At 41.6% G+C, this 20,371-nt stretch carries 25 protein-coding genes and 1 pseudogene; 11 read left to right on the top strand and 15 right to left on the bottom strand.

Annotated features, from left to right (window positions below):
* Positions 1-4: 4 nt before the first annotated feature.
* Positions 5-790, top strand: a complete 786-nt coding sequence (locus tag AC0IYG_RS18595; protein WP_471712605.1) for an ImmA/IrrE family metallo-endopeptidase — start codon at positions 5-7, stop codon at positions 788-790.
* Positions 791-808: 18 nt separating this feature from the next.
* Here AC0IYG_RS18595 and AC0IYG_RS18600 read toward each other — a convergent pair whose 3' ends face one another.
* From AC0IYG_RS18600 to AC0IYG_RS18620, 5 genes are all read right to left on the bottom strand, one after another.
* The gene (locus AC0IYG_RS18600) at positions 809-1,108 is read right to left on the bottom strand and encodes a hypothetical protein (RefSeq protein ID WP_471712606.1); all 300 of its coding nucleotides are present in this window, start codon (positions 1,106-1,108) and stop codon (positions 809-811) included.
* Between the two features lie 172 nt (positions 1,109-1,280).
* Entirely contained in the window at positions 1,281-1,862 is a 582-nt protein-coding gene (locus tag AC0IYG_RS18605) for a hypothetical protein (protein ID WP_471712607.1), read from the bottom strand.
* Positions 1,863-1,870: 8 nt separating this feature from the next.
* On the bottom strand, positions 1,871-2,239 hold the full coding sequence (locus AC0IYG_RS18610) for a relaxase/mobilization nuclease domain-containing protein (protein ID WP_471712608.1): 369 nt from the start codon (positions 2,237-2,239) through the stop codon (positions 1,871-1,873).
* Positions 2,240-2,266: 27 nt separating this feature from the next.
* A complete protein-coding gene (locus AC0IYG_RS18615; RefSeq protein ID WP_471712609.1) occupies positions 2,267-2,419 on the bottom strand; it encodes a hypothetical protein in 153 nt (50 codons plus the stop codon).
* The gene (locus AC0IYG_RS18620; protein ID WP_138368480.1) at positions 2,416-2,754 is read right to left on the bottom strand and encodes a plasmid mobilization protein; all 339 of its coding nucleotides are present in this window, start codon (positions 2,752-2,754) and stop codon (positions 2,416-2,418) included. Before AC0IYG_RS18620 ends, AC0IYG_RS18615 begins: the two co-directional genes overlap by 4 nt.
* Before the next feature lie 282 nt (positions 2,755-3,036).
* On the opposite strand from AC0IYG_RS18620, the gene AC0IYG_RS18625 reads away from it, so the two are divergent.
* The 6 genes from AC0IYG_RS18625 (at position 3,037) to AC0IYG_RS18650 (ending at position 6,348) form a co-directional block, all read left to right on the top strand.
* Positions 3,037-3,405 (top strand): hypothetical protein, encoded by a 369-nt coding sequence (locus AC0IYG_RS18625; RefSeq protein WP_138368481.1) that lies wholly within the window; start codon positions 3,037-3,039, stop codon positions 3,403-3,405.
* Positions 3,406-3,542: 137 nt separating this feature from the next.
* On the top strand, positions 3,543-3,863 hold the full coding sequence (locus tag AC0IYG_RS18630) for a hypothetical protein (RefSeq protein WP_471712610.1): 321 nt from the start codon (positions 3,543-3,545) through the stop codon (positions 3,861-3,863).
* A 62-nt stretch (positions 3,864-3,925) separates the two neighbouring features.
* Positions 3,926-4,147, top strand: coding sequence for a hypothetical protein (locus AC0IYG_RS18635; RefSeq protein ID WP_471712611.1), 222 nt, complete (start codon positions 3,926-3,928; stop codon positions 4,145-4,147).
* Positions 4,147-4,629, top strand: coding sequence for a hypothetical protein (locus tag AC0IYG_RS18640; RefSeq protein WP_138368483.1), 483 nt, complete (start codon positions 4,147-4,149; stop codon positions 4,627-4,629). The genes AC0IYG_RS18635 and AC0IYG_RS18640 overlap by 1 nt, the downstream gene beginning before the upstream one ends.
* Positions 4,630-5,138: 509 nt before the next feature.
* Positions 5,139-5,534, top strand: a complete 396-nt coding sequence (locus tag AC0IYG_RS18645; protein WP_471712612.1) for a hypothetical protein — start codon at positions 5,139-5,141, stop codon at positions 5,532-5,534.
* A 640-nt stretch (positions 5,535-6,174) separates the two neighbouring features.
* Complete coding sequence (locus tag AC0IYG_RS18650; RefSeq protein WP_471712613.1) at positions 6,175-6,348, top strand: hypothetical protein; 174 nt, start codon at positions 6,175-6,177, stop codon at positions 6,346-6,348.
* A 308-nt stretch (positions 6,349-6,656) separates the two neighbouring features.
* On the opposite strand, the gene AC0IYG_RS18655 is transcribed toward AC0IYG_RS18650, so the two are convergent.
* Genes AC0IYG_RS18655 through AC0IYG_RS18670 form a run of 4 tightly spaced genes read right to left on the bottom strand, consistent with a single transcriptional unit; the run spans position 6,657 to position 8,676 of the window.
* Complete coding sequence (locus AC0IYG_RS18655) at positions 6,657-7,415, bottom strand: hypothetical protein (RefSeq protein WP_471712614.1); 759 nt, start codon at positions 7,413-7,415, stop codon at positions 6,657-6,659.
* 56 nt (positions 7,416-7,471) lie between these two features.
* On the bottom strand, positions 7,472-7,870 hold the full coding sequence (locus AC0IYG_RS18660; RefSeq protein WP_471712615.1) for a hypothetical protein: 399 nt from the start codon (positions 7,868-7,870) through the stop codon (positions 7,472-7,474).
* Positions 7,860-8,135 carry a hypothetical protein gene (locus AC0IYG_RS18665; RefSeq protein ID WP_471712616.1) on the bottom strand — a complete coding sequence of 92 codons (276 nt, stop codon included), beginning with the start codon at positions 8,133-8,135 and terminating at the stop codon, positions 7,860-7,862. Before AC0IYG_RS18665 ends, AC0IYG_RS18660 begins: the two co-directional genes overlap by 11 nt.
* Positions 8,107-8,676 (bottom strand): division plane positioning ATPase MipZ, encoded by a 570-nt coding sequence (locus AC0IYG_RS18670; protein ID WP_471712617.1) that lies wholly within the window; start codon positions 8,674-8,676, stop codon positions 8,107-8,109. The genes AC0IYG_RS18665 and AC0IYG_RS18670 overlap by 29 nt, the downstream gene beginning before the upstream one ends.
* Before the next feature lie 765 nt (positions 8,677-9,441).
* Here AC0IYG_RS18670 and AC0IYG_RS18675 point away from each other — a divergent pair.
* Together AC0IYG_RS18675 and AC0IYG_RS18680 are read left to right on the top strand one after the other, a co-directional pair.
* Positions 9,442-9,831, top strand: coding sequence for a DUF5712 family protein (locus AC0IYG_RS18675; protein WP_471712618.1), 390 nt, complete (start codon positions 9,442-9,444; stop codon positions 9,829-9,831).
* Positions 9,797-10,111 (top strand): DUF5712 family protein, encoded by a 315-nt coding sequence (locus tag AC0IYG_RS18680; RefSeq protein ID WP_471712619.1) that lies wholly within the window; start codon positions 9,797-9,799, stop codon positions 10,109-10,111. Before AC0IYG_RS18675 ends, AC0IYG_RS18680 begins: the two co-directional genes overlap by 35 nt.
* 70 nt (positions 10,112-10,181) lie before the next feature.
* On the opposite strand, the gene AC0IYG_RS18685 is transcribed toward AC0IYG_RS18680, so the two are convergent.
* From AC0IYG_RS18685 to AC0IYG_RS18705, 5 genes and pseudogenes are all read right to left on the bottom strand, one after another.
* Complete coding sequence (locus AC0IYG_RS18685; protein WP_471712620.1) at positions 10,182-11,723, bottom strand: trypsin-like peptidase domain-containing protein; 1,542 nt, start codon at positions 11,721-11,723, stop codon at positions 10,182-10,184.
* 137 nt (positions 11,724-11,860) lie between these two features.
* Entirely contained in the window at positions 11,861-12,268 is a 408-nt protein-coding gene (locus tag AC0IYG_RS18690) for a hypothetical protein (protein WP_171038011.1), read from the bottom strand.
* Positions 12,269-12,491: 223 nt separating this feature from the next.
* Positions 12,492-13,262, bottom strand: coding sequence for a hypothetical protein (locus AC0IYG_RS18695; protein WP_471712621.1), 771 nt, complete (start codon positions 13,260-13,262; stop codon positions 12,492-12,494).
* Entirely contained in the window at positions 13,195-13,623 is a 429-nt protein-coding gene (locus tag AC0IYG_RS18700; RefSeq protein ID WP_471712622.1) for a hypothetical protein, read from the bottom strand. The genes AC0IYG_RS18695 and AC0IYG_RS18700 overlap by 68 nt, the downstream gene beginning before the upstream one ends.
* Positions 13,624-15,722: 2,099 nt before the next feature.
* Positions 15,723-16,321: pseudogene (locus AC0IYG_RS18705) on the bottom strand (recombinase family protein).
* Between the two features lie 940 nt (positions 16,322-17,261).
* Here AC0IYG_RS18705 and AC0IYG_RS18710 point away from each other — a divergent pair.
* Both AC0IYG_RS18710 and AC0IYG_RS18715 read left to right on the top strand, forming a co-directional pair.
* On the top strand, positions 17,262-18,515 hold the full coding sequence (locus tag AC0IYG_RS18710; protein WP_471712623.1) for a Fic family protein: 1,254 nt from the start codon (positions 17,262-17,264) through the stop codon (positions 18,513-18,515).
* Positions 18,516-18,803: 288 nt separating this feature from the next.
* Positions 18,804-19,190 (top strand): response regulator, encoded by a 387-nt coding sequence (locus tag AC0IYG_RS18715; protein ID WP_171038008.1) that lies wholly within the window; start codon positions 18,804-18,806, stop codon positions 19,188-19,190.
* A 67-nt stretch (positions 19,191-19,257) separates the two neighbouring features.
* Here the strand turns inward: AC0IYG_RS18715 and AC0IYG_RS18720 are convergent, their stop codons facing one another.
* Positions 19,258-20,355, bottom strand: coding sequence for an MFS transporter (locus tag AC0IYG_RS18720; protein WP_471712624.1), 1,098 nt, complete (start codon positions 20,353-20,355; stop codon positions 19,258-19,260).
* Between the last annotated feature and the right edge of the window lie 16 nt (positions 20,356-20,371).

Consider the following 20,371-nt stretch of genomic DNA (forward strand, 5'->3'; position numbering starts at 1 on the left):
TAAAATGTATTTGGCTAAAATGACAATTGTCGAACGCATTTTTACGACGTTACAGACGGCAGTCGAACTTCCTGAACCTAATGTGCCAAGCTGGGATATTGATGTAGATGGTGGAAACCCAGCTATGGCCGCTTTATTTGTAAGGGATAAATGGAAAATACCTAAAGGTCGGATTAACAACCTCACTGAGCTGCTAGAAGACAATGGTATTTTAGTGATGCTATTAGATCTTGGTGAAAAAGACGGTTTTAGTACTTACTCAGACATTAAATATCCGGTCATATTTCTTAACAACAGAAGGACCTCAGACCGATTGAGATTTACTTTGGCCCACGAGCTGGGACATTTAGTTTTGCACTGGGGCAAAAAAGACCATGGCCGGGATGAAGAACAAGAAGCACATGAATTTGCGAGCGAACTACTAATGCCCAGTCAAGATATAAGGCCTTATTTGAACAAACTCAATTCTAGTACGTTGACTGATCTAAAACGGTATTGGAAAACGTCGATGGCCTCTATTGCTCGAAAGGCCAAAGATCTGGGCACAATAACCCAGGATCAATATTATTATATGATGAAAGGCTTCTCTGCAAATGGCTATCGCAGTTTCGGTGAGCCAGAACTTTTTGAACCTGAAAAGCCAACAATTTTAAGTGATATCGTCGAGCTATATCTCACCGATCTCAACTATACGAAACAAGAGTTGGCTAGTCTTCTGCACCTCTCAATGGACGACTTGGAAGAGTTATTATTCAATAAGCCCCGACTTTTTCAAGTTTCAAGAAATTAAGCCCCTTCTGGGGCTTAATTAATATGGTAAATAGTCATCGTATGCCCACCAGCATACTTTAAAGTTAACTAGTACTTCGTTACCATTTTTGTCCAGGGTATAAAAACCAGGCTTGTATTCTCCATCATCAATACTATTGTATGTTGCTGATGCTCGCCATTCTCCATCTTGCTGACTTGATAATACTTGCAATAATCTATCGTCCTTCGGTAGAGCGTCGATAACATTATTCCAAATAACTGGTTTTATTACTCTCCTATCTTCCGAAATCTCATCTACCTCAAACTTAGACAGCGACTTAATTTTGGTAATATTCATCCCAGTACGTGGGACGAGATTGTGGATTAGTCTTGTCCTCATAAAGAAAAAACCGCCACACATCGCCACTTTCATCTAAATGAATATGTTCACGATTTTTGATCAGCTTTGTTATTTGAAGCGACGTTAATCCCTTATACTTTGTGTGAACGGGAAGTTGATCAAAATCAACTTACAGAGGAAGACTCATTATAACCGAGTGGCTTATATTCTCTATTAAAAGCAGACCAATAACCTTCTTTGTTTTTCTGAATACCATATGGGAGGTTAATCCTAAAAAATCAGTAAGCGCCATATATATTAAGCTAGGGTTTAAAATTATAACTGCTCCAATGTAAGGTTTCGATATATGAAGACCAAGTATTATACAATTGTTTTTAACTCCTATTAATTCTAACATAGGTTGCATTGGCATCAGGTGCAGCGCCTTTTCACAGTTGTTTTGTACAGCTGCTTTACAGTTTGGCAAGATATAAACCGCATTTTTAAAAGCCCATCCCACGGCCGCGTTTCTGCTTGTGTTCCGGCTCCGGTTCGACTTGCTGCGATTGCTCCTTTTTAACTTCCAGATTCTGTCCAGCCTGGCCTGTAACTGTTTGGCGGTAAAGCCAACATCCTGCCCTTTGATTGGCACGCCCTGATAGCTGTAACTGGAATATTTGAGCCTCCCTTCTTCTATCTTGTACTTGCAATCAATCCCTTTTTCTTTTAGCCGCCTCTCCATGTCTTCCGGGGTTTCTGATTCTTCTTTCAAAGCAGCCTTTATTGCGATATTAACGACCTTTGTGCGTCCTCCTGGTTGACAGCCACATGGCGGAGCTTTCCTTCTTCAAGTTTTTCTAATTTAGAGAACCCAAGCTCCTGCGTGATCTCTTTAGATATCCGGACATTGCGTGCATAGTTGTGCGAAGTTTCCAGCGCCTTGCTCCCATCCGTCGGCACGCGGTTAATGTAAACATGAATATGCTGGTGCGGCTTGTCGTGGTGCTCGTAAACGACAATTTGATGGTCTTTCGGGTCAGCCCCCATCTTTTGACAATACCGGTTGGCCGTCTCGATCATTTGCTCGCGGGTAGGTCCTTCTCTTCCGGTTTCCAGCTGATGGATGAATGCCACACCGGTGTCTTGCACCGGCTGTAAGATGCCTCCTGCTGCATCTCAGCAGCAATGCCCCTCCGGATCACGCGAAACCACGTTGTGCGTGACCAACAGATCCGCTTTGCCCATGATCTCTTTTCCTTCAACTGTATAGCCTGCCCCGTAATGGATCGCGCCTGAAAAGCTCGATCCGATCGATGTTTTGGCAATCATGCTTTTAGTATTTTTTTTAGTTGTTCCAGAACTTCAAGCAAAGGCTTCTCATAGAAAAAACCTTTGTTGGCATACGCCGCCAGCTGGTTAAGGTTGGTACCAATACCTTGCAGGTTGCGCTTTTCTTCCTTCTCAAACCGCACTTGCACCTGGTGACCTGTGCTCAGCCGGCGCAGGTATTCAGACACGCTCAGGCCGGCAAGGATCGCGTTGGCCTTGATCTGTGCGTGCTCCTGCTCAGTGACCCGGACAGGGATCATTTTACCTTTGTTTTCCCGCCTGGCTGAACCGGCCTTGCGGGCTTCATAATGCGGGTTCTTCTCATTGTCTTCCATAGCCTAAAATATAAAAGGTGTCCGTGACACGGGGTTTGGGGCAGCGCCCCGGCAAGTCAAGGGAGGCACGACCGGTGTGTTTGGAGATGCAGATTTGGAGCGGAGCGAATAATTTGTATATACAAACACATGGCTTGCTTTACTCTAACACAAACAAGAAACAAACGAATATAAGGGCAAGTAACTCTTTTTTTACTTTTTTCTCTGTCATTTATTGAATATTATATATTTCTGTTCTATTTTCGTTTTATAGTTGTTTAAAAAGTGTCTTTTTGTTGTCCTATGGATAAGAAGTATGTCTTGCAGGCATTTGAAATGAAGCTGAAAGGTCGCTTTGATCTGCTGGCCAGGTACTATGGCGATTATCTCTTTGACATTCCCGCGCAAATCATGATCCGCCAGGTCAAAGATGAGCTCGATATTGAAATCACAGAGGACGCCATCTATAACCTGAAAAGAAGACGTAAAAGTAAGCAGGCCGCCCAGCTCGCTCCACTGGTAGCTGCACCAGGCTTGCCGGTGACCAGACCACTGAATCAAGTAGTCGTCCCTCCTGCCCCGCCTGAACAAGATTTGGGCACAATCATTGAGAACGCTACAAAAGAACCAAAAGGGAAAAAAGATCCGGGAATGGATTTTACTGATTTCTAATATTGTACTTTATTAATAATCAATAACTATTAGCATGAAGCAAATTAATCTGGTATTACAGTCAAAAGGTGGCGTAGGCAAATCCCTGTTTATATGGTTTGTAGCACAAAACCAGAAAGAACAGAAAACAAATTTTATTGACCTGGGACGAGTCTACCGGCACATCCATCGGGCGCTTGGGCGCGGTAGTCGGCAAAGATCGTGTCCGGAGTTTCTCGATACTCAATGAGTACAAGAAAATGGAACGGGATGTGATTATGGATCTGCTCGAAAAGCTGGCCAAAGGGAAATCTGAAAATTACTACATTGATTTCGGCGCACCTGAATCGGCTGAATTCTTACGCTTGTTGCAAGAAGACGCACTCGCTGATGAACTGCGCAGGGAACTCGCAGATATGGATACTATGCTGCGTTTATTTGTCATTGTTGCAGGACGTGATGCCCTCGCTTCTGCGTAAATTATTACAACGCGGTGTCTGCTGGAATTGCCGGGCAATTCCCTATAACAATGGTGGTCAATATGGGCACTTTTGGCGGTAAAGAAACGGCTGAAAAGGCGGTTGAAAAACTTAAAGAACTTGGGATAGATTGCAAACAATTCGGCGACTTGGGAAGTGGTGGGGCTGTTACCGAGATAATCAACCTGATCAGCAAGCCTGATCCGGATCCGGCATCCCTGGGTATGATGTCCAGGATCATGTACCGTAAAAAACAGCAAGAAATACAGGAAATTATTAGCTGATGGAAAAACATACAAACGTCGCTGCGGAGCGCCACAGGCTGGCACTCCGCTTTAACTTATCAGAATCAGCAATCGAACCCGAGATCGTACCACTGATGTTGGCTGTCGAGAAATCCGTTGACAAAATTGAACAGGCCGCTGCGAAGGTGAATGAAACGATCAGGCCGGTTACCTATAACAACCACTATGGGCATAACGCTTCAGCCTGGACCATATGGTGGGGGAACCTGTCTACCGGCATTGGTCAGAACATCGTCGCCGTAAGCCTAATCTTTTCCGCTTTTCTTTTATGCTGTCTGGGCGCCTTTATGATAAAAGATGCCATGGCTGATAAGGAGAAAATTGAGCTTGCTGAAACAAAGTGGAATTTCATTTCCAGGTACTTTGAACGCAATGACAATGGAGAAATTTTCATTCCAAAAGAAAACTATCTAGTCACGGAGGACAAAAAAGGCATTATACTTATTAACCGCGAGGAATAAACTTCAATTTCAACAAAAAGCCCATAGCGCATGCAGGATGATTTAGAAAAATTGTATGGAATTCTGAAAGACGGAAACTCGGCCGGCATTGATATCGTCCCATTTTTTGAAGGCTACGAAAGGGAACGTATGAGAGAAAATCTTTAACAGAGCAATCAATGAAGGCTTTGCCGATACACCAACTGTAACTACTTATAGCTCTGGAAGGAAATATTCCTTCGCTTTAGCAAGGAAGGAAAGCAATACCAGTCTTATCAAGTATACTGCGACAGGCATAAAATACCCGAAACTAATATCAGTAATAGCATTTTTGGTAACCATAACACAGCAAACAATGTCGGACAGGATATCAAAATAGAAGAGCGGCTAGAAAATAGTTTGGTAAAAACACCAACAGATAATAATAAGCATGAAGTCAAAATGGCAATATCCCAGTTCATATTCTGGCTTTTTAGTGCCCTTGTGACCGGTATTGGCCTGGGCTTCACATTGGCCAAACTAATTGACAAATGAGACTTACCAGTTTATGCAGTAGAACTCTATGGCTAAGTCAAACGAATCCAATAGGCTTTCTCCGAAAAAGATTAGCAGCAATCTTAGCTGCCAATGAAAAGTGCCACCAACTCATTCGAGAAATTGGGAAAGAAATCTCAACTGGCGCATCAATAGTCAAAAAAGACCTTTCAGGTTTTCCACCAGACAGTCAAATTGTGATTTATATGTTACTAGAAGATATTTCTGTTATTCCGATCCGCTTTACCGGCCATACAAAGGGGATGATTCTTATTTTTCGTGAATGGAAAATAATTAAGGATCAATTATTTATCAAAACCAATAATCCAGAGCTAATACTAAGGGTTCCGACATTCGATTTTGAAGAATGGTTTGAGTTGTTTCTCTTGTAGATAAAAAAAACCGGCCATATTCCATCTGACGACAAAGAGATGAATTAAGACTGCTTCTTCGTGTGTGCCTCTTGCTGTGGACGAATCAAGCACACTGCCATATTAAATCGCCTTAGATCGTACTGCACAAGATTTTGTTAGGCTACTGATTGGGCAATCCGGAGACTATAAAATATCAAAAAGTCAATGCCGGCAGACAGTTACAAAATATTGACCTAAGCCGCAGTAAATGAACATTGAAGGAGTAATTGATATGTATCAATTACTGGGCCAACCTGCGAAAAGTTGCAGAAAGTATAAACGAATATTTATAATCACCTTAATGTGGAACAGTGGGTTATATTGCTTAGCCAAACTGACAAAAAGGCGCACACAATTCAAAATCAGTATAACTAAAAAATTAGTTTTCAGCGGTTAATAGAGTTCATTATATCTGCCCGTTTTAAAGTTACATCATATAATGAGGTTAACTTTTAAGAATGTAGCAAGTACAACACCCCAAAAGACCTTTTTAGCGTGCGCGCAGCGACGCAGGCCGAATTTGTGTGTTGGAAATAAAATATGTCATGAGTGACGGAGGAACGAATACCGATTTGTTATTTTTCCCCTATTATAAGTTTTTATAATAATAGCTATATATATGGTGGCAAAGTTCGACAGCAATCAATGTTTAGTACTTGTAGACGCTGTTTTTACCGTGGCGAAGCTCGACAGCAAAGAGACACACGTGGCAATGCCCGACAGCAAGGAGGCGAAGAACGACAGCAATGCTTATTTATGGGGCAATACTCGACAGCAAAGAGACGATACTTGACAGCAATGTGGCGATATTCGACAGTGATGTGACAACACTCGACAGATTTGTGGCAATACTCGACAGCGAAGTGACTTATCATGATGTCATAACTACTTCACGCAAGTTTTTGAGCCAATACTCGACAGCACTAACGATATCTAATGATTTTTTAGCTCTCACCCCCAGGGCAAAAAATTTGAGGGTTACAAGGGTCAAACTAAAACAGCTTGTAGGATGATATGAGGCAATACTCGACAGAAAGCTGCATTGAATTCTGGAACAAGGTTGACACGAATCCACTTGAATCGAGGCAATACTCGACAGCACTACCTACTAAGAAAGCCATCTCTAATATACTGTTTAGCCTGTACTTTGGTAAGTTGCTGATTATAAGCCTTATAATATACTGAGACCAGTATGTCTATTTTAATGTCCGTATCCGCGTCAGCGTTAGTTAACCAGCGTTGAAAGACATCCGTTTCATCCTTTATTGCGACTTTAGAATGCTTAGAATTGAAAATATTTCTTAGTTCTATGATCAATGAATTGAAGAATAAATGATCTCCTCGCCGTTCTGTCAAGGATGAAATGTTTACTGAACTTGAAAAATCTAGCTCAACCCAGTACTCTTCTTGGTAAGGTTTAGAAGGGTCACCCTTTACGAACTCTGGTAGGAGAAAGGAAAGTCTCCCTTTTCTTGAAAAAAAATCTAGTATTCTCTTTAATGACTTTTTCCTGAATCTATTTTGCTCTACCTCTAACTCTGCCAAATCAGCTAGATAATCCACTGAAAATCGAGCTGTGGTCTCTTTTTGGCTTAGTAGTTGATGCCTAGTCCTGTGAAGGATTAGATATAAGCTTTTCCGGCCATCTCCTCCCCTACCCTTACCAATTTTGGGATAACCATTTGTTTCAATGGTATAGTATCGACTAATAAAGCCATCTAGCCATTCATCAGAGATTCTGATCTCATAAATTTTTATGGTGTTTGATTGCCGGTTCAGATTCAGCTTGATATCCTTTAAGGATCGGAAACTGTTTAGCTGTATTACCTCATTTTTTGTATTGACCGCGTATGACTTCAAAAATTATATTCTTTTGAAGCATGTTAAAAAGCGCATAGTCAAAGACAGAAACAAATTCATGCCCGAAGTACTCTGGAATAACTGCCTTGGGATTGGCAATAAAGTACGGATGTTTCCTGGCTAAGTCCTGCCATTTCGGCCAGACTCTTTACAAAATCTTTCAGCGTGAATTTAGTGTACCCAAAAAGATCCTTCTTCAAGTTTTTGCTAATAAATACAATAAAATCCTTTACTATTCCAGCATCCTCACCAAACGACTTCCTTATGTCATGAAGATTATCAGCAACACTTCTGTCGATTCGACTTAGAAAGAAGTCGTTTTTTGAACTAATGTCACTGCTGACGTTAGCTTGGGTTTCTTTTTCCTCTTTCTTCTCATATACAAAGTTTAAAGCACTACTTGCAGCACTATTTAAGACACTAAAACCAGCACTGTTTTTAGTGCTATTTATCACTATTTAGCTTTTCCAAAACCGCCTCAACAATCGAATCGTGGATACTGATCCCTGGCTTAGGCGACCCAGGCCTACGGGGACGCTTCAATCGGCGACTATCAATCTCACTAATGATTTGGCCAGTAAGGCGCACATTGATGTGCTTTGCCCTTTCCGGATCAGCAGGGGCAGTTTCTTTAATAGTACTCCCTCCTTTATTAATGACTGCCTCAATGTCGGCTTCGGTCACTTTTGGTTTACGCGGTGGCGGTAACGTGGTTGCCATTTAATACACGGTTAAATAAGTCCTCTATTTCTTTGGTTGCTTTGGTGTCGATGCTTTCACCCTCAAACGGTGTAAGCCCCAATCCAGCGGCGTTGCTAATAGCTTTACGGTTACTGATCGGATAAGGCAAATAAGTGAGCTGAGAAATCTGAGAGAGCGCTTCTGCAACATCTCGGTTATCAGCACTACGAATATCAGCACGGCTCAGGAACGTATAAGCAATTAATGGCTCAGCCCGAATCGATTGAATTTCGTCTATAAGATCCGTTACCTTAGTAATTGTCCATAGATCAAAACTGCGCGGTACAAACGGTATCATTGATACGTCAGCCACAGATAGTGCTGCCCTTTGACTAGTAGTGTCTCTTCCACCCGTGTCAATTATGATATGATCATATTTTGGCTTCATGGCTTCAACTTGTTTCCTGAGATTTGCACCAGTCATATTGACAAGCGTGTATCCCGTATTACCAAGTGTCTGCTCCCGCCATGCGGTAAAATCAGAAGACGTTTCCTGATCGTCTCCATCAACGAGCAACACATCCTTCCCTTGGCTTCAGCCATCCAGCCATCGTCGTAGCAAGGGTACTCTTCGCCTACCCCACCCTTAATTGAGTTGAATGATATTACCACTAGTTCTTGTGTTAAAAATGATGCTGCAATTAATACAGAATCTCACACAAAAACAAATGCTATATCTAGTGTTATTTTCGGTGCTTGTTTTCATTCACTATTATTGAAAAACACTTTCAATCTATTAGGCTTTGTTCAAACTATCAGATTGTAATAAGCGGAATCTACATGACGCTGTTACTCAATGCTCTTAAATCATGTAGTGGTCTAGGGCATAATTTGATCGCAAATCCTTTGTACATTTCTTGACAAAACTATCTTGATACGTAAAGGAACGATGTAGAGTAGGAGGGAAGAAGTAGCAGCAGTCGATAAAATCATCAATAGGGACCCACAACTCATAAATGAGCAAACTTATTGAACTAGCCGGTCAGTAAAATGTATCATGATGGCAAAAGTAGGTTCTTAAAAATTAGGAATTAGTACTCTGGTTCTTGTCGAGCTAAAAGTAGCACAATATTAAACACTTTTTCCAGTGCTGATTTTAGTACTGTTTTAGCACTTATATTAACACTAATAGTTAAAACCAAGCCAGTCATAAACATTCAATCATATGAGGATTGGAACTAAGTAGGGAGAGGGGAAGCCGCCTTTGCTGATGTAAGAATCTCGTTGCAGACACCGCCAGACAGAATTTGTTAAATGAAATTAATTAACCGGGATCGACCAAAATGTGGCCAAGCTTAAAAAGATCGAAGCCAAATTTTACCTGATGAATATCAGCCCTTCCGGAAAGGAGCTCGACCATATTGGCAACGACCCGCAAAAGCTGAAAGCATTTGCGCGGGAAGTGATGAAGGAGTATGCAGGGAATTTCAACAAAGGGCTATCTGAAAAGGATATCAAGTATTACGGCAAAATCGAATACAACCGGTATTACACCCATGAAGACCCGGAAGTAAAACAGGGCCTCCGGAAGCGTGGAGAAGCCAAGGAAGGGTGCCACATGCACGCGCAGCTGATCGTGAGCCGCAAGACGGCAGACAATGGCCGACTGATTAGCCCGATGACCAACCACCGGGGGAGCAATGCACGGCCACAGCCAGAAATTCGGGCAGTTTGACCGGTTGGGGTTTACCGAGCGCTGCGAGAAGGCTTTTGACCGAACGTTTAGCTATAAACGTGATCTAACGGAGACGTTCCAATACCGGAAGGTGATGCTGAACGGGACAGCGATGGAACGGGCCGATATGATTGTGGCCGAGCGGGGCTACCAGGCCAGGCAAGCCAAAGAGCAGGGCCAGGCTTTGGAGCCGAGCAAAAGGGAGAAGAAAGAGTTGGCGCAGCAGCAGGAAACCGGGCAGGAACAACAGAAAAAGCATGGAATTAGTAGGGGGTTATGATCAGATTCAAATTGGGTTGGATAAAAATAGGCCTGACAATCGCGTCAGGCCTATGATCTATAATGTTCCCTTAGTTAAAAACAACCCTAATTTTATCTATATCCTTTTTGTTATTCTTGTTTGGACGTACATGAAGATAGTACGTACCTCTGGGAAAATCTTTTACATCAATGGCCAATACATTCTCCTTAATCAATTTTTTATTAAATGCGTCCTTAATGGGGACTTGTTTAACAATTTTGCCTGTGGCTTCCTCGTATATGCTAATATCCTCAGGTAACCCTTCCAGATGCTTCGAATTGTCAAATTTCATGTAAAGGGTTTCGACAGTTGGGTTTGGGTATAATGCAAACCCGGAAAACGCCTCAAATCCCATTGACCTGTTAGCTGTACCACAAGAGTTTGTTGCAGATACTGGGTTAAATTGAACAGATTGACCTGGTGGTAGATTAAAATCATATTGAGAGAAATTAACCCCGGATGATCCCCCATAACCAGGCATTGGGTTCCAATTCATGTTCCCTGTCATATTGGTAAGGACCAACTTACTTTGATCATACTCAACTGTATAGTTTGTATTTGGCTGGACGAACGTATAATTGCTTGCTGACGATCCATTATATTTTATGGATCCCATATCGGGCGTACCCCACCAAACATCTCTGGTCGTCGTAAAAGTTGAGTTAGCCGGCCCAGAGGTAGCGCTAATTTGACCAACTCCTCCACCAGCCGATGACGAAGCTTTAACTGTAACGCTATTGCCCGTGCTACTCACAATTGTAAGTGATGGACTAGCCGACCATGTAACAGACTGCCCCGGAGCCAAATTGGGCAATGTGGCTGTCTTATTTAAATTAGTACATACGTTTGAAATCGGTCCAATTTGCATGGGAACCAGCGTTCCTATAGACGTTAAATTCTGGTTCGGCGAAAGCCACGCTTTTAATGACTTATTGGATGGCTTATTTGAATTCCACATAGCAGAAATCTCTCCAAATTCTCCCTGACCCGGATTGCTGCCAGATAGCAAGCCAATTACTCGGCCATACTCACTAAATAATGGTCCTCCTGATGCACCATCGGCTGCTGATGACGCCCCTTCGTCAAAGGTCACCGTAAGTTTATATGGATCAGTTGATTGAGGTACTGCTTTGTGCCCATTTGCATATCTTTGGGATTGGCCACCTGGGTGACCTATAAACTTCATGGTGCCGGACGTCTCAGTTCCACGACTCCAACCTGCAAAATTGAGATCGGGAGGTAACGGAAGTGCAGCAGCGTTTAATTCGAAGAGGGCCATATCTGAGTAGAAGTCAGCGGCCCGAAAAGTGGCTTGATTATAAATCGCCATGCTGGCACCTCCAGTGGTAGCGTTACAGGTTAACCTGCGCCACCGAAATCTAACTTCCATTGAGTTCTCAACCGAAGCTATTTCAGACGGTGTAAGATTGATATCAAGACTTTTGTTAGTAATACAATGCCTTGCCGTCAGAATGAATGCCCTTCTATCCTGCGCCTCATTGTTAACGAGAACACCTGGACATTGTTTTGGATTACCTTCCGCAGTTGTGACCGTAATAAGGCAGATCGAGTTAGACAGCGTTGGAATCATATTACTCAGCAAACCTGCACACAACATCGATCTGAGCTTGCACATTGATTGAAGAAATTCCTAGAAGAAGTGCAAGTAGAAATTTAGTAAATTTATTTTCTCGCATAAAAGAATAAGTTTGAGTTTTAAATATTATTTCACTTAGGCATATGGACGTACTCATTAGATAAAGGTGAATAACTTGATAAGGTGGATCTATTCGAATTGCAGGGTCTAGGTTCGCGTTCAAGCTTAAAGTTAAATTTATCGCCTTTTGAAATGTAGGTCGTGTCATCTGCATTAATGACCACAAATATCCTGACCAAATTGTTGTACTGTTTTCCGTTAACAGTGTCACTGACCACAGGAAGAACAACACCTTTGGGTGCAAATGTTAGCTCCATATCTAAATCTACAATCCAAGATGGACGTCCATCAATTTCACATTGATCTCGCATAATAATAGTACCCCAAACATCTATGTGCTTTACGCGATCATCACAAGACAGTGTGGACATACTAATTATTGCCAAAACGCTCGACAGAGTTCGAAATGTTGGTTTCATATCTAAGTCATGTTTAGTTAATTCAGGTTTTGCAACAACTATGTCCGACAACAAATTATTTTTAGAACTAGATAAGTTGTCGAACTTTTAAAGTTAAGCAGAATCTTTTGGCCCATTTCGTGTTCGCATAGTCAAATCGATTTATAAATAAAAGATATTCGATAAAGTTCAAGTACGATTGATGCCAAGTAGAATGCATCTAGTTTAACAGTAATTACCATAACTAGTCAATTGCTACCCTTACTTTTTCAATTTTATTCCCGTTCTGGTCACTTGATAGAATATGCAAGTAATAGGTTCCCTTCGGTACACCATTGACTGGAATACGAAGCACCCCTATATTATTAATATTTTTTGCTATTTGCTCGTTGGTGAGGGCTTTAATTGAAGCTTGCGATCCTTCGCTATACAGATTAATTTGGTTGGGCATAGCTTTGGAATTTCGAAAATTTTCGATCTTGAGATCAATAAAATCGTTAGCTGGATTAGGAAAAACGGTGTACCGCGCACCGCAGTTATCGACACAAATTGTTACTCCATCAAGTGAAGAGCCACATGCATTTGTCATTTGTATCTGTAAGCCATAACAATCGTTTACATAAGAATTGAAATAACACCTTCCGTTCCCGTAGTCGGTAAGGTATGCATTAGATGCATTTCCGCTAGTCACAGCCCATTGTCGAAAAGTCGGACTACCTGATATTGTTGCAGTAAGCTCTTGAGCAGCTCCGTTACACATAAATGTACTCACTTGCAGTGCTGTGATAGTAGGCTTTCCAACATGTACAGCTCTTGATGTCGGAAAAGGGCCGCATGCTGTATTAACAGTTGCTGTAATTGTGACCGGACCAGATCCATGGACTGTTGCTACCCCAGTAGATGAGTTGATCGTCAGAACCGATGTATTGCTGCTAGACCAGGAAGGACTACCGGTATAAAAAAGAACCGGAAAAGGTATAGGTTGCTGTCGATGAGCAAACAGTAGCTGGGCCATTAATGAGATGATTCAACGGTGTTCGTGAGATCGTCACTTGAACCCATTCCTGTTCGCCTGATGTGCTTAGGTATTGAAATTTAAGTAGACCTCCTGATGAGGCATTAGTTGTCAGGTTTGAGCAGTTATTACCGCAATAACTTGAAGTCCATCCCGATGGTAATGTAATACCCGCAAGAATAGTAAGAGGCGAATTTGTTGTGGATGTCCAAGCATTAATTTGAACATTTTGATTTTCACCACATCCAATGTAGGCAGTTTCTCCGCTGTTATAGATTGCTCCATTAATAATAATACCTCTGGCAGCTTGAATCGAAGCAGAAAACGAAAGTGCAAGTAGAAAAAGAAGAGCTTTTTTCATACATATTAAGTTTATATTAGTTAAGAGATTCAATACTTTTAGCTCCAAAGAATATAACACCAATCTCAATCGAAAAGACAGTTTCCTCCCGAAAATGGGAAACCTTAGGAGTGACTTGAAAATTCTTAATCAAAAAACTAGTTTGTAACCCAAAGCCATTTGAATTCAAATGTTCTTTATATGTATCAAGAGATCGATTTGTAAAACTTGGGTGGAAATAGATACCAGGATTGATAGAAAAGGTCTTCCCGATAAGCCACTTATGATATAAACCACTCCCAACCGCCCACGTCTGGTCTTTAATTGCGTCTGTACGCGTATATTTTTTCGTTTGATATTCCGAATAAACACTCAGGCTGAGTGGAATATGATTCTGTTTAATAATTTATAAAACTAACCATTGGATTGACAATAAGATGTGTCCCAATGTGGGGACCATTCACATGCGACGCAGAACAATGAGAGATCGATTCTGCCGTCAATAGTGTATCCAATAGACAATGCTTTTGAAAATTTATTATCACTTTTAGCTATTTGTCCAGCTAAAAAAGACCCGCTTTGATTTTTGTCTAAAAGGAAATTCTGCGCTATTGCAAATGAATCCATAAACAGAAGTAATACAAGGATCGTAATGATTTTGAACATATTATTATAAATGACAATGTTCATTTTACTAGAACCTGACATAACTCACTTAATGGAAGGAAGGCGAATTTCAGCTTAAGTCAAACAAAGATTGAAGAGGCCCTATTACCCACTAAGATAACGTTGAGAGGTTTCCATAGTTTATGTAGGAATATTATTATATAAATGTAAAATATTGGTTACAAACAGTCAATATTTTATATAAATAATTTGTTAAAATATTTGACTATTTATTTATCGGTTTAGTAGCTGTCGAAACCTTTAGATACGAAAGGGCTCCCAAATGTTGTAAACTGACGACCATTAGGCACATTTTCAGAGAAAAATGCAACTTATTATACTGACTGTGGAGTAGGGAAAAAACAGCATTAACCCCAGAAATGGCTCCTGGTGTTTGTATAACACTTTTTATGTTAAGTGACGGAACACAGAACAAGAGGGCTTCTCGACTTTTGACGAAGTTCTTGGTATAGTACAAGGAGATGGGACTTTTTTATGCGCACAGCAACGAAATTGAACTTATTAGTGTCATAGTTGTAAAAAATCAACTCTACGCTATGAGGCTTCTATTCTTATCAGTGTTCTTTTTGACATCCGCGACATGTCATGCTCAATGGAAAACCAGTGTAGGCATTAACATTCCACCTATTATAGCCAAGTCCGCCGAGATCAGTTCGGAATTTAGACATCATCCAGGATATTCATTGAACCTGAATTTAGGCCGTACTTTCAAAACTAGCCATATTGGGTTGATAGATTATAAAGTGTACGATGGGGTTAGCCAGAGACAAACATCAGGGACTTTTCTTAAAGCCGGGGCAAGACTCTATCCCACATCGATTTCGGGAAAACAGAAAAGAAACCATTTTTTCGTAGGTGCATTCTTTGTGTTGTCACAGTACCGGCAGACAGCTTTACAGCGAGAGTTTTCAGATTCGGAGTTTACAGACACTTATACGCCCGTTTCAAGGAAAGGAACAGTCTTATTCCCTGCTGCCACCATTGGATTTCAACATAACTTAACCCGATTTCTTATACTGGATTGGGGGGTCCAAAAATCGTTTGTTCTTCGAGAGAACAATTATCTGGGGAGAAGGGACCGTAATTACCAACCTGGCGCAGGATCTGCTCAATCAGATCCATTTATCGGCTATTTCCAGGGAATTCTCTCATTGAAATACCAGTTTTCCAATTGAGTCCATATTAACTAATAATTCGATTTATAATGTAGTCGCTTAAAACGTCCGATCGGAGCGACAGATCTAAACCATAATGGGGTAGGGGAAACTTATCTTGTGAAGAGCATTTTGCACTCTGAAAAATTGAAAACTTCTCAAATTGTCATCTCACAAATCAACGTCTCATATTTATGTAGCGTCCTAAAAAAAGTTTACAGTTTCGAAGTGAATTTGGTAGTTCACGCCGTTGGCTGACTTTGTGATACAGCTAATGTTTCAAATATGAAGACGTTTAAGCAAGCGATGCACTGTGGTTCGGTGCCATTGCTCACCATCGTTTCGAAACGTCTCAACACCTCGCCGGTTCAACTCGTCGGAGATTCCTCGAACGGTTATAAAACCCTCTGTCTTCAATTTGTTAATGATCGGCTGCATCGTTTCCGCAAACTGATCAGCCGCTTTCGAATTCTTTTTGCTCTCGATTTCCCGGCCGTGTTTACCCAACTGCACACCGCGGCGCTTCGCAGCCTGCAATGCCTCTTTCGTCCGAGTACTAATCTGCTTCCGCTCATGCTCAGCAAATGCTGCTAGTAAATGTATCATTAAGGGATTTGCATGTGGGTTATCGACTGCCAGAAACTCAACCTTGCTCTCCATTAAGTTGGCAATGAAAGCCACATTCCGGCCCAGTCGGTCCAACTTCGCAATGATCAGCATCGCTTTCTCTTTTTGCACAACGATAAGGCAGCCATTAACTCTGGCCGCTCATTCTTCTTCCCGCTCTCGATTTCAGTAAATTCTGCTGTGACTTGGTAGCCTTGATGTTGTGCGAACAGGTGCACTGCTTCATGCTGCGCTTTCCAGGCCCAAGCCACTCTTTCCCTGGCGATCTGTTCGATACTCGAAAATAGGCAACGGCTCTTTTGGTACGGGTTAAAAGTAGTGATTTATTGGCATTTTGTCCACATGTATACGGACGTATGTATGTGGACAAAACGATTCAAGAATTTACCCACGGGGGTGTGCAACTTTCCTAAAAGTCTTTGAATGTGTCTTCTGAGCTTTGAATCGTGGCATGTTCGCATTGTCGAAAATACTTAGCATACCCTACGACTACTTTTGCTTGCTGGTTCGGTCAATCGGGTGCGCATTGCCTGTCCTACGGATTGAAACAGGCCGGCGGATGATTTCATCTCTAGAAGTTTAAACTAAGAAGTCATGGAACCAGAGAGATTGGTAAGTTCAGAAATAATTGAGAATATAGAAGTCAATTTACGTAACCCTTCCCTAAAAAGCTAGCCGTATTCACCGGAAGGATTTCAGGATATTCCTTCTTTTTGCTGTATTGGTCATATTAGCAGTTGTTGTAGCAGCTATTTTAATTTGCGAAATACCTTGCACCACATATAGAAAGTGTAGCAATCGGCAGAGTATTTAATAATGATAGGGAAAAAGTGGTTTGGCAACGCAAGTTCTGGACCATAACCAAAATCATTTAAGTCCACCGTACACTAATAGAAAAATTTCTATTGAATATCTCGCTTAATAGAAAAATTTCCAAGTAGGAGCTTTATATTGCGCAATTAATAGAAAGAATTCCGATGATAAGATTACAGGAAGTACTTTTTGGGTCTTCAAACAAGACAGAATCTGCCAAAATCAGCGCTTTGGAGAAGAAGGGAGTTATCCGTAAAATAGCTCCTCGCATTTATACGTCAAACCTAGAAGAGCAGCCCGAAGTTATTATAAAAAGAAATTGGTTCAGAATACTATCCAACCAATTTCCAGGTGTAATCCTAAGTGGTACGTAGCGCATTGGAATTTGTTCCAGCTAATGGTGAGCATATATTTGTGACGTATACCTATACACGTAAGAATCGGTTACCTGGTCTTACAATCCACTTTCAGCAAGGCCCTCCCCGGCAGGAAAATGACAATGTATTTTTTGAAAAATTATACGCTTCGCAGGAAGCACGGGCATTTTTAGAAAATATGCAGGAAACCCGAACTAGAGAGGATCTTTCAAAAACTCTTTCAATCTCAGAAATTGAGGAAAGGCTTGACCTGATTATTAGATCCAGGGGGGAAGATGCTGTCAATGTTATACGAGACAATGCTAGAAGCTTGGCCCCAGCCTTGGGGATGGAAAAAGAATTTATTAAACTTAACAATTTGGTAGGGACGCTTTTGACAACGGGTGATTCTAAAAGTCTTCATTCCCCCATCGCCATAGCACGGTCATTAGGAGATCCTTTTGACCCTACAAGAATTACATTATTCGAAATATTGTATGCAGCTTTGAGCGGCCGAACATTCCCGGCTTATCCTGACAAAAACTTCTCATTAAAAGCTTATAGAAACTTTGGCTTTTTTGAAAGCTATTTCTCAAACTATATCGAAGGGACAGAATTTGCTGTTAATGAAGCTCAGCAGATTATCCAGACTGAAACACCGTTGCCTGAACGCGATGAAGACTCTCACGATATATTGGGCACTTATCAAATCGTTTCAGATCGGCACGAAATGGCGATAACTCCCAGTTCACCCAATGAACTTTTACAACTGTTGCGAAGCAGGCACGCCACATTGCTACGAGCACGACTATCTAAAAAGCCCGGACAGTTCAAGGACAAAAATAATCGGGCTGGCAATACGGAGTTTGTAGACTGGCAGTTGGTGGCCGGTACTTTAAAAAAGGGGTTTGATTGGTATTCGCTACTAGAAGACCCTTTTGCCAAAGCAGCTTACATGATGTTTATGATTAGCGAAGTTCATCCGTTTCTTGACGGAAACGGCAGAATTGCCAGGGTAATGATGAATGCTGAACTTTCTTCAAAAGGGGTTTCCAAGATAATTATTCCTACTGTATATCGTGAAGACTATATGGGCGCGCTGCGAAAACTTACCAGGCAACATGATCCAACTGCCTATATTCGCATGCTTTTGAGAAGCTTCGAATTCAGTTCATACGTTTATGGCGAAGACCAAACAACCATAGAAAATCATTTGATCAGATCTAATGCTTTTCAGGAACCAGAAGTTGCAAAATTAATAATCATACCAAATTAAGACTTTAATCTCCGCGCGAACATTTTACAGTTTATCGTGCTATGTCATAATATTCTGTAATTAGTTTTCACGAACCGCTAACCTGTAATCTTAAAAGCCCGAATTAGCGAAAAATAACCTACAAGGGAATGAAAACCAGATTAGCAGAAATAACCACCGATTAATTTGGCCACTTCCGGCGGTTACATAATGAGTCTTGAATTACCTTGTTCATAGCCAATTCGGTAGAAATAGTGATTTGATGAAAATATTTATCTTTGCATATGAGGAGATGTCACAACTTTGTTTTTGGCCGACGACGATGCTGATGATCGCCTACTAATGAAAGAGGCAATCAAAGCCATAGATCCAAGCATCGAAATTGTGGAATCAGAGAATGGGCAGGAACTTCTCACGGTTCTGCAGTCGCAAACAGTATTAGATAGATGTCTTATCATTCTGGACATGAACATGCCGAAAATGAACGGCTTGGAAACTTTATCGAATTTGCGAATCATTCCTCGCTTAGCTTCCTTACCAACAGTTATGCTTTCGACATCTGGGAATCCAGACATGATTGACTTTGCTAAAAAATTAGGTGCCCTCGACTATTATATAAAGCCATCTAACATGGATAGCCTTCTGAATCTGTGTCGTCACTTGATTTCGGAAAAAGCTGGGCATCCTGATGTCTGAATTAGTATGCTTTGACCACCATTAAATCTAGAAGGTATTCAATATCGACAATAGCTGTAAGGCAGCGTTATATACGGAGTGCCAATGCCTTTCGGTAATACATCCAAGTAAGAAATATAATTAACAAAGTGATAGCCGTAAAGATCAGGCTCAAATGATTATTAGTCAATAAAAAGCCGCCCGCTAATGCACCAAACGCGGAACCCGCATCTCGGAAAGTGGCATTGATTGATACTGCGCGCGTCACATCGTCTTGCCCGGCGGATGCCGCGCCAGCTGCTAGTGATGCATTGACATTATAAAACGTGAATACAAGGATCAATCCCGGCATTACCCAGCCGCTTGTTGCCAGCAGCAAACCCATGCAGATCAAGAGAATTGAACCTGAGTAGATGTTAGCAAGCCCATACCGGTCAGCGGACCAACCCGCAAAAGGTGAAATTAAAAGCGAGCAGATCCGTCGGAAAATAAGAAATCCCGCAGCAGCGGCAGTAATTTCAACTGCCGACCAATAGGGATGCGCATTCATTAACAGAGCTCCAATTAAAACCACGAGCATACCTTCCGCTGCAAAAGCCCCTAAGAATGCTAACCGGTTAAAGACGGATGGCAATGATATTTTGAAGTTTAATGGGCAAGCTGGAGGGCTGTCCCTTTCTCTGAGTTTGAATGCGAAGTAAACTCCTGGTGTCGAAAGGAGCGCAATCACTAAAAAGATCCAGCCAGGGCTGATTACTTCAAAAAGCAGCGGCCCAACCAACAATGCTAGTAGTGGGCCTGATTCGATGATGCTTTGGCTCATTCCCAGTGCCAAGCCTTTCTTAGGATAATCCATAGCATAGGTAATTGCCCCAACGCGAAGGACAGAATACGATATGCCCCACAAGACCCTAAGCAGTATTAAAATCGCTATGCCAAAACCTGCACCATAGCCAGCTGTGGCCAATACGGATACCGTTGCCGCAACGATTATAGGTATACGAAAGCCCACAAGACTGAAAACGCGCAAAATAAGTGGGTTAAGCAAAATCCGTGTAAAGCGGTTGATTGACAAGATGGTTCCTATCCAAATGATTGGAACGTGGATGCTGGAAGCATTTATTGGCAGAAAAGAATATAGAAATGCATCACCCATTAAAGCGAAGCTCAGAGCTGAAAGACGCATACATGGGCAATTTCAT

It is taken from the genome of Dyadobacter sp. AC419 (genome assembly GCF_979253085.1).

Excerpts from the sequence above, each read along its gene's own strand:
- AC0IYG_RS18650 (WP_471712613.1), top strand. The coding sequence starts at position 6,175 with ATGGTGGCAAAGTTCGACAGCAATCAATGTTTAGTACTTGTAGACGCT.
- AC0IYG_RS18620 (WP_138368480.1), bottom strand. The coding sequence starts at position 2,754 with ATGGAAGACAATGAGAAGAACCCGCATTATGAAGCCCGCAAGGCCGGT.
- AC0IYG_RS18635 (WP_471712611.1), top strand. The coding sequence starts at position 3,926 with ATGGGCACTTTTGGCGGTAAAGAAACGGCTGAAAAGGCGGTTGAAAAA.
- AC0IYG_RS18700 (WP_471712622.1), bottom strand. The coding sequence starts at position 13,623 with ATGAAAAAAGCTCTTCTTTTTCTACTTGCACTTTCGTTTTCTGCTTCG.
- AC0IYG_RS18680 (WP_471712619.1), top strand. The coding sequence starts at position 9,797 with ATGCACGGCCACAGCCAGAAATTCGGGCAGTTTGACCGGTTGGGGTTT.
- AC0IYG_RS18665 (WP_471712616.1), bottom strand. The coding sequence starts at position 8,135 with ATGGCAACCACGTTACCGCCACCGCGTAAACCAAAAGTGACCGAAGCC.
- AC0IYG_RS18695 (WP_471712621.1), bottom strand. The coding sequence starts at position 13,262 with ATGGCCCAGCTACTGTTTGCTCATCGACAGCAACCTATACCTTTTCCG.
- AC0IYG_RS18600 (WP_471712606.1), bottom strand. The coding sequence starts at position 1,108 with ATGAATATTACCAAAATTAAGTCGCTGTCTAAGTTTGAGGTAGATGAG.
- AC0IYG_RS18720 (WP_471712624.1), bottom strand. The coding sequence starts at position 20,355 with ATGCGTCTTTCAGCTCTGAGCTTCGCTTTAATGGGTGATGCATTTCTA.
- AC0IYG_RS18625 (WP_138368481.1), top strand. The coding sequence starts at position 3,037 with ATGGATAAGAAGTATGTCTTGCAGGCATTTGAAATGAAGCTGAAAGGT.
- AC0IYG_RS18595 (WP_471712605.1), top strand. The coding sequence starts at position 5 with ATGTATTTGGCTAAAATGACAATTGTCGAACGCATTTTTACGACGTTA.
- AC0IYG_RS18640 (WP_138368483.1), top strand. The coding sequence starts at position 4,147 with ATGGAAAAACATACAAACGTCGCTGCGGAGCGCCACAGGCTGGCACTC.
- AC0IYG_RS18615 (WP_471712609.1), bottom strand. The coding sequence starts at position 2,419 with ATGATTGCCAAAACATCGATCGGATCGAGCTTTTCAGGCGCGATCCAT.
- AC0IYG_RS18645 (WP_471712612.1), top strand. The coding sequence starts at position 5,139 with ATGAGACTTACCAGTTTATGCAGTAGAACTCTATGGCTAAGTCAAACG.
- AC0IYG_RS18690 (WP_171038011.1), bottom strand. The coding sequence starts at position 12,268 with ATGAAACCAACATTTCGAACTCTGTCGAGCGTTTTGGCAATAATTAGT.
- AC0IYG_RS18685 (WP_471712620.1), bottom strand. The coding sequence starts at position 11,723 with ATGATTCCAACGCTGTCTAACTCGATCTGCCTTATTACGGTCACAACT.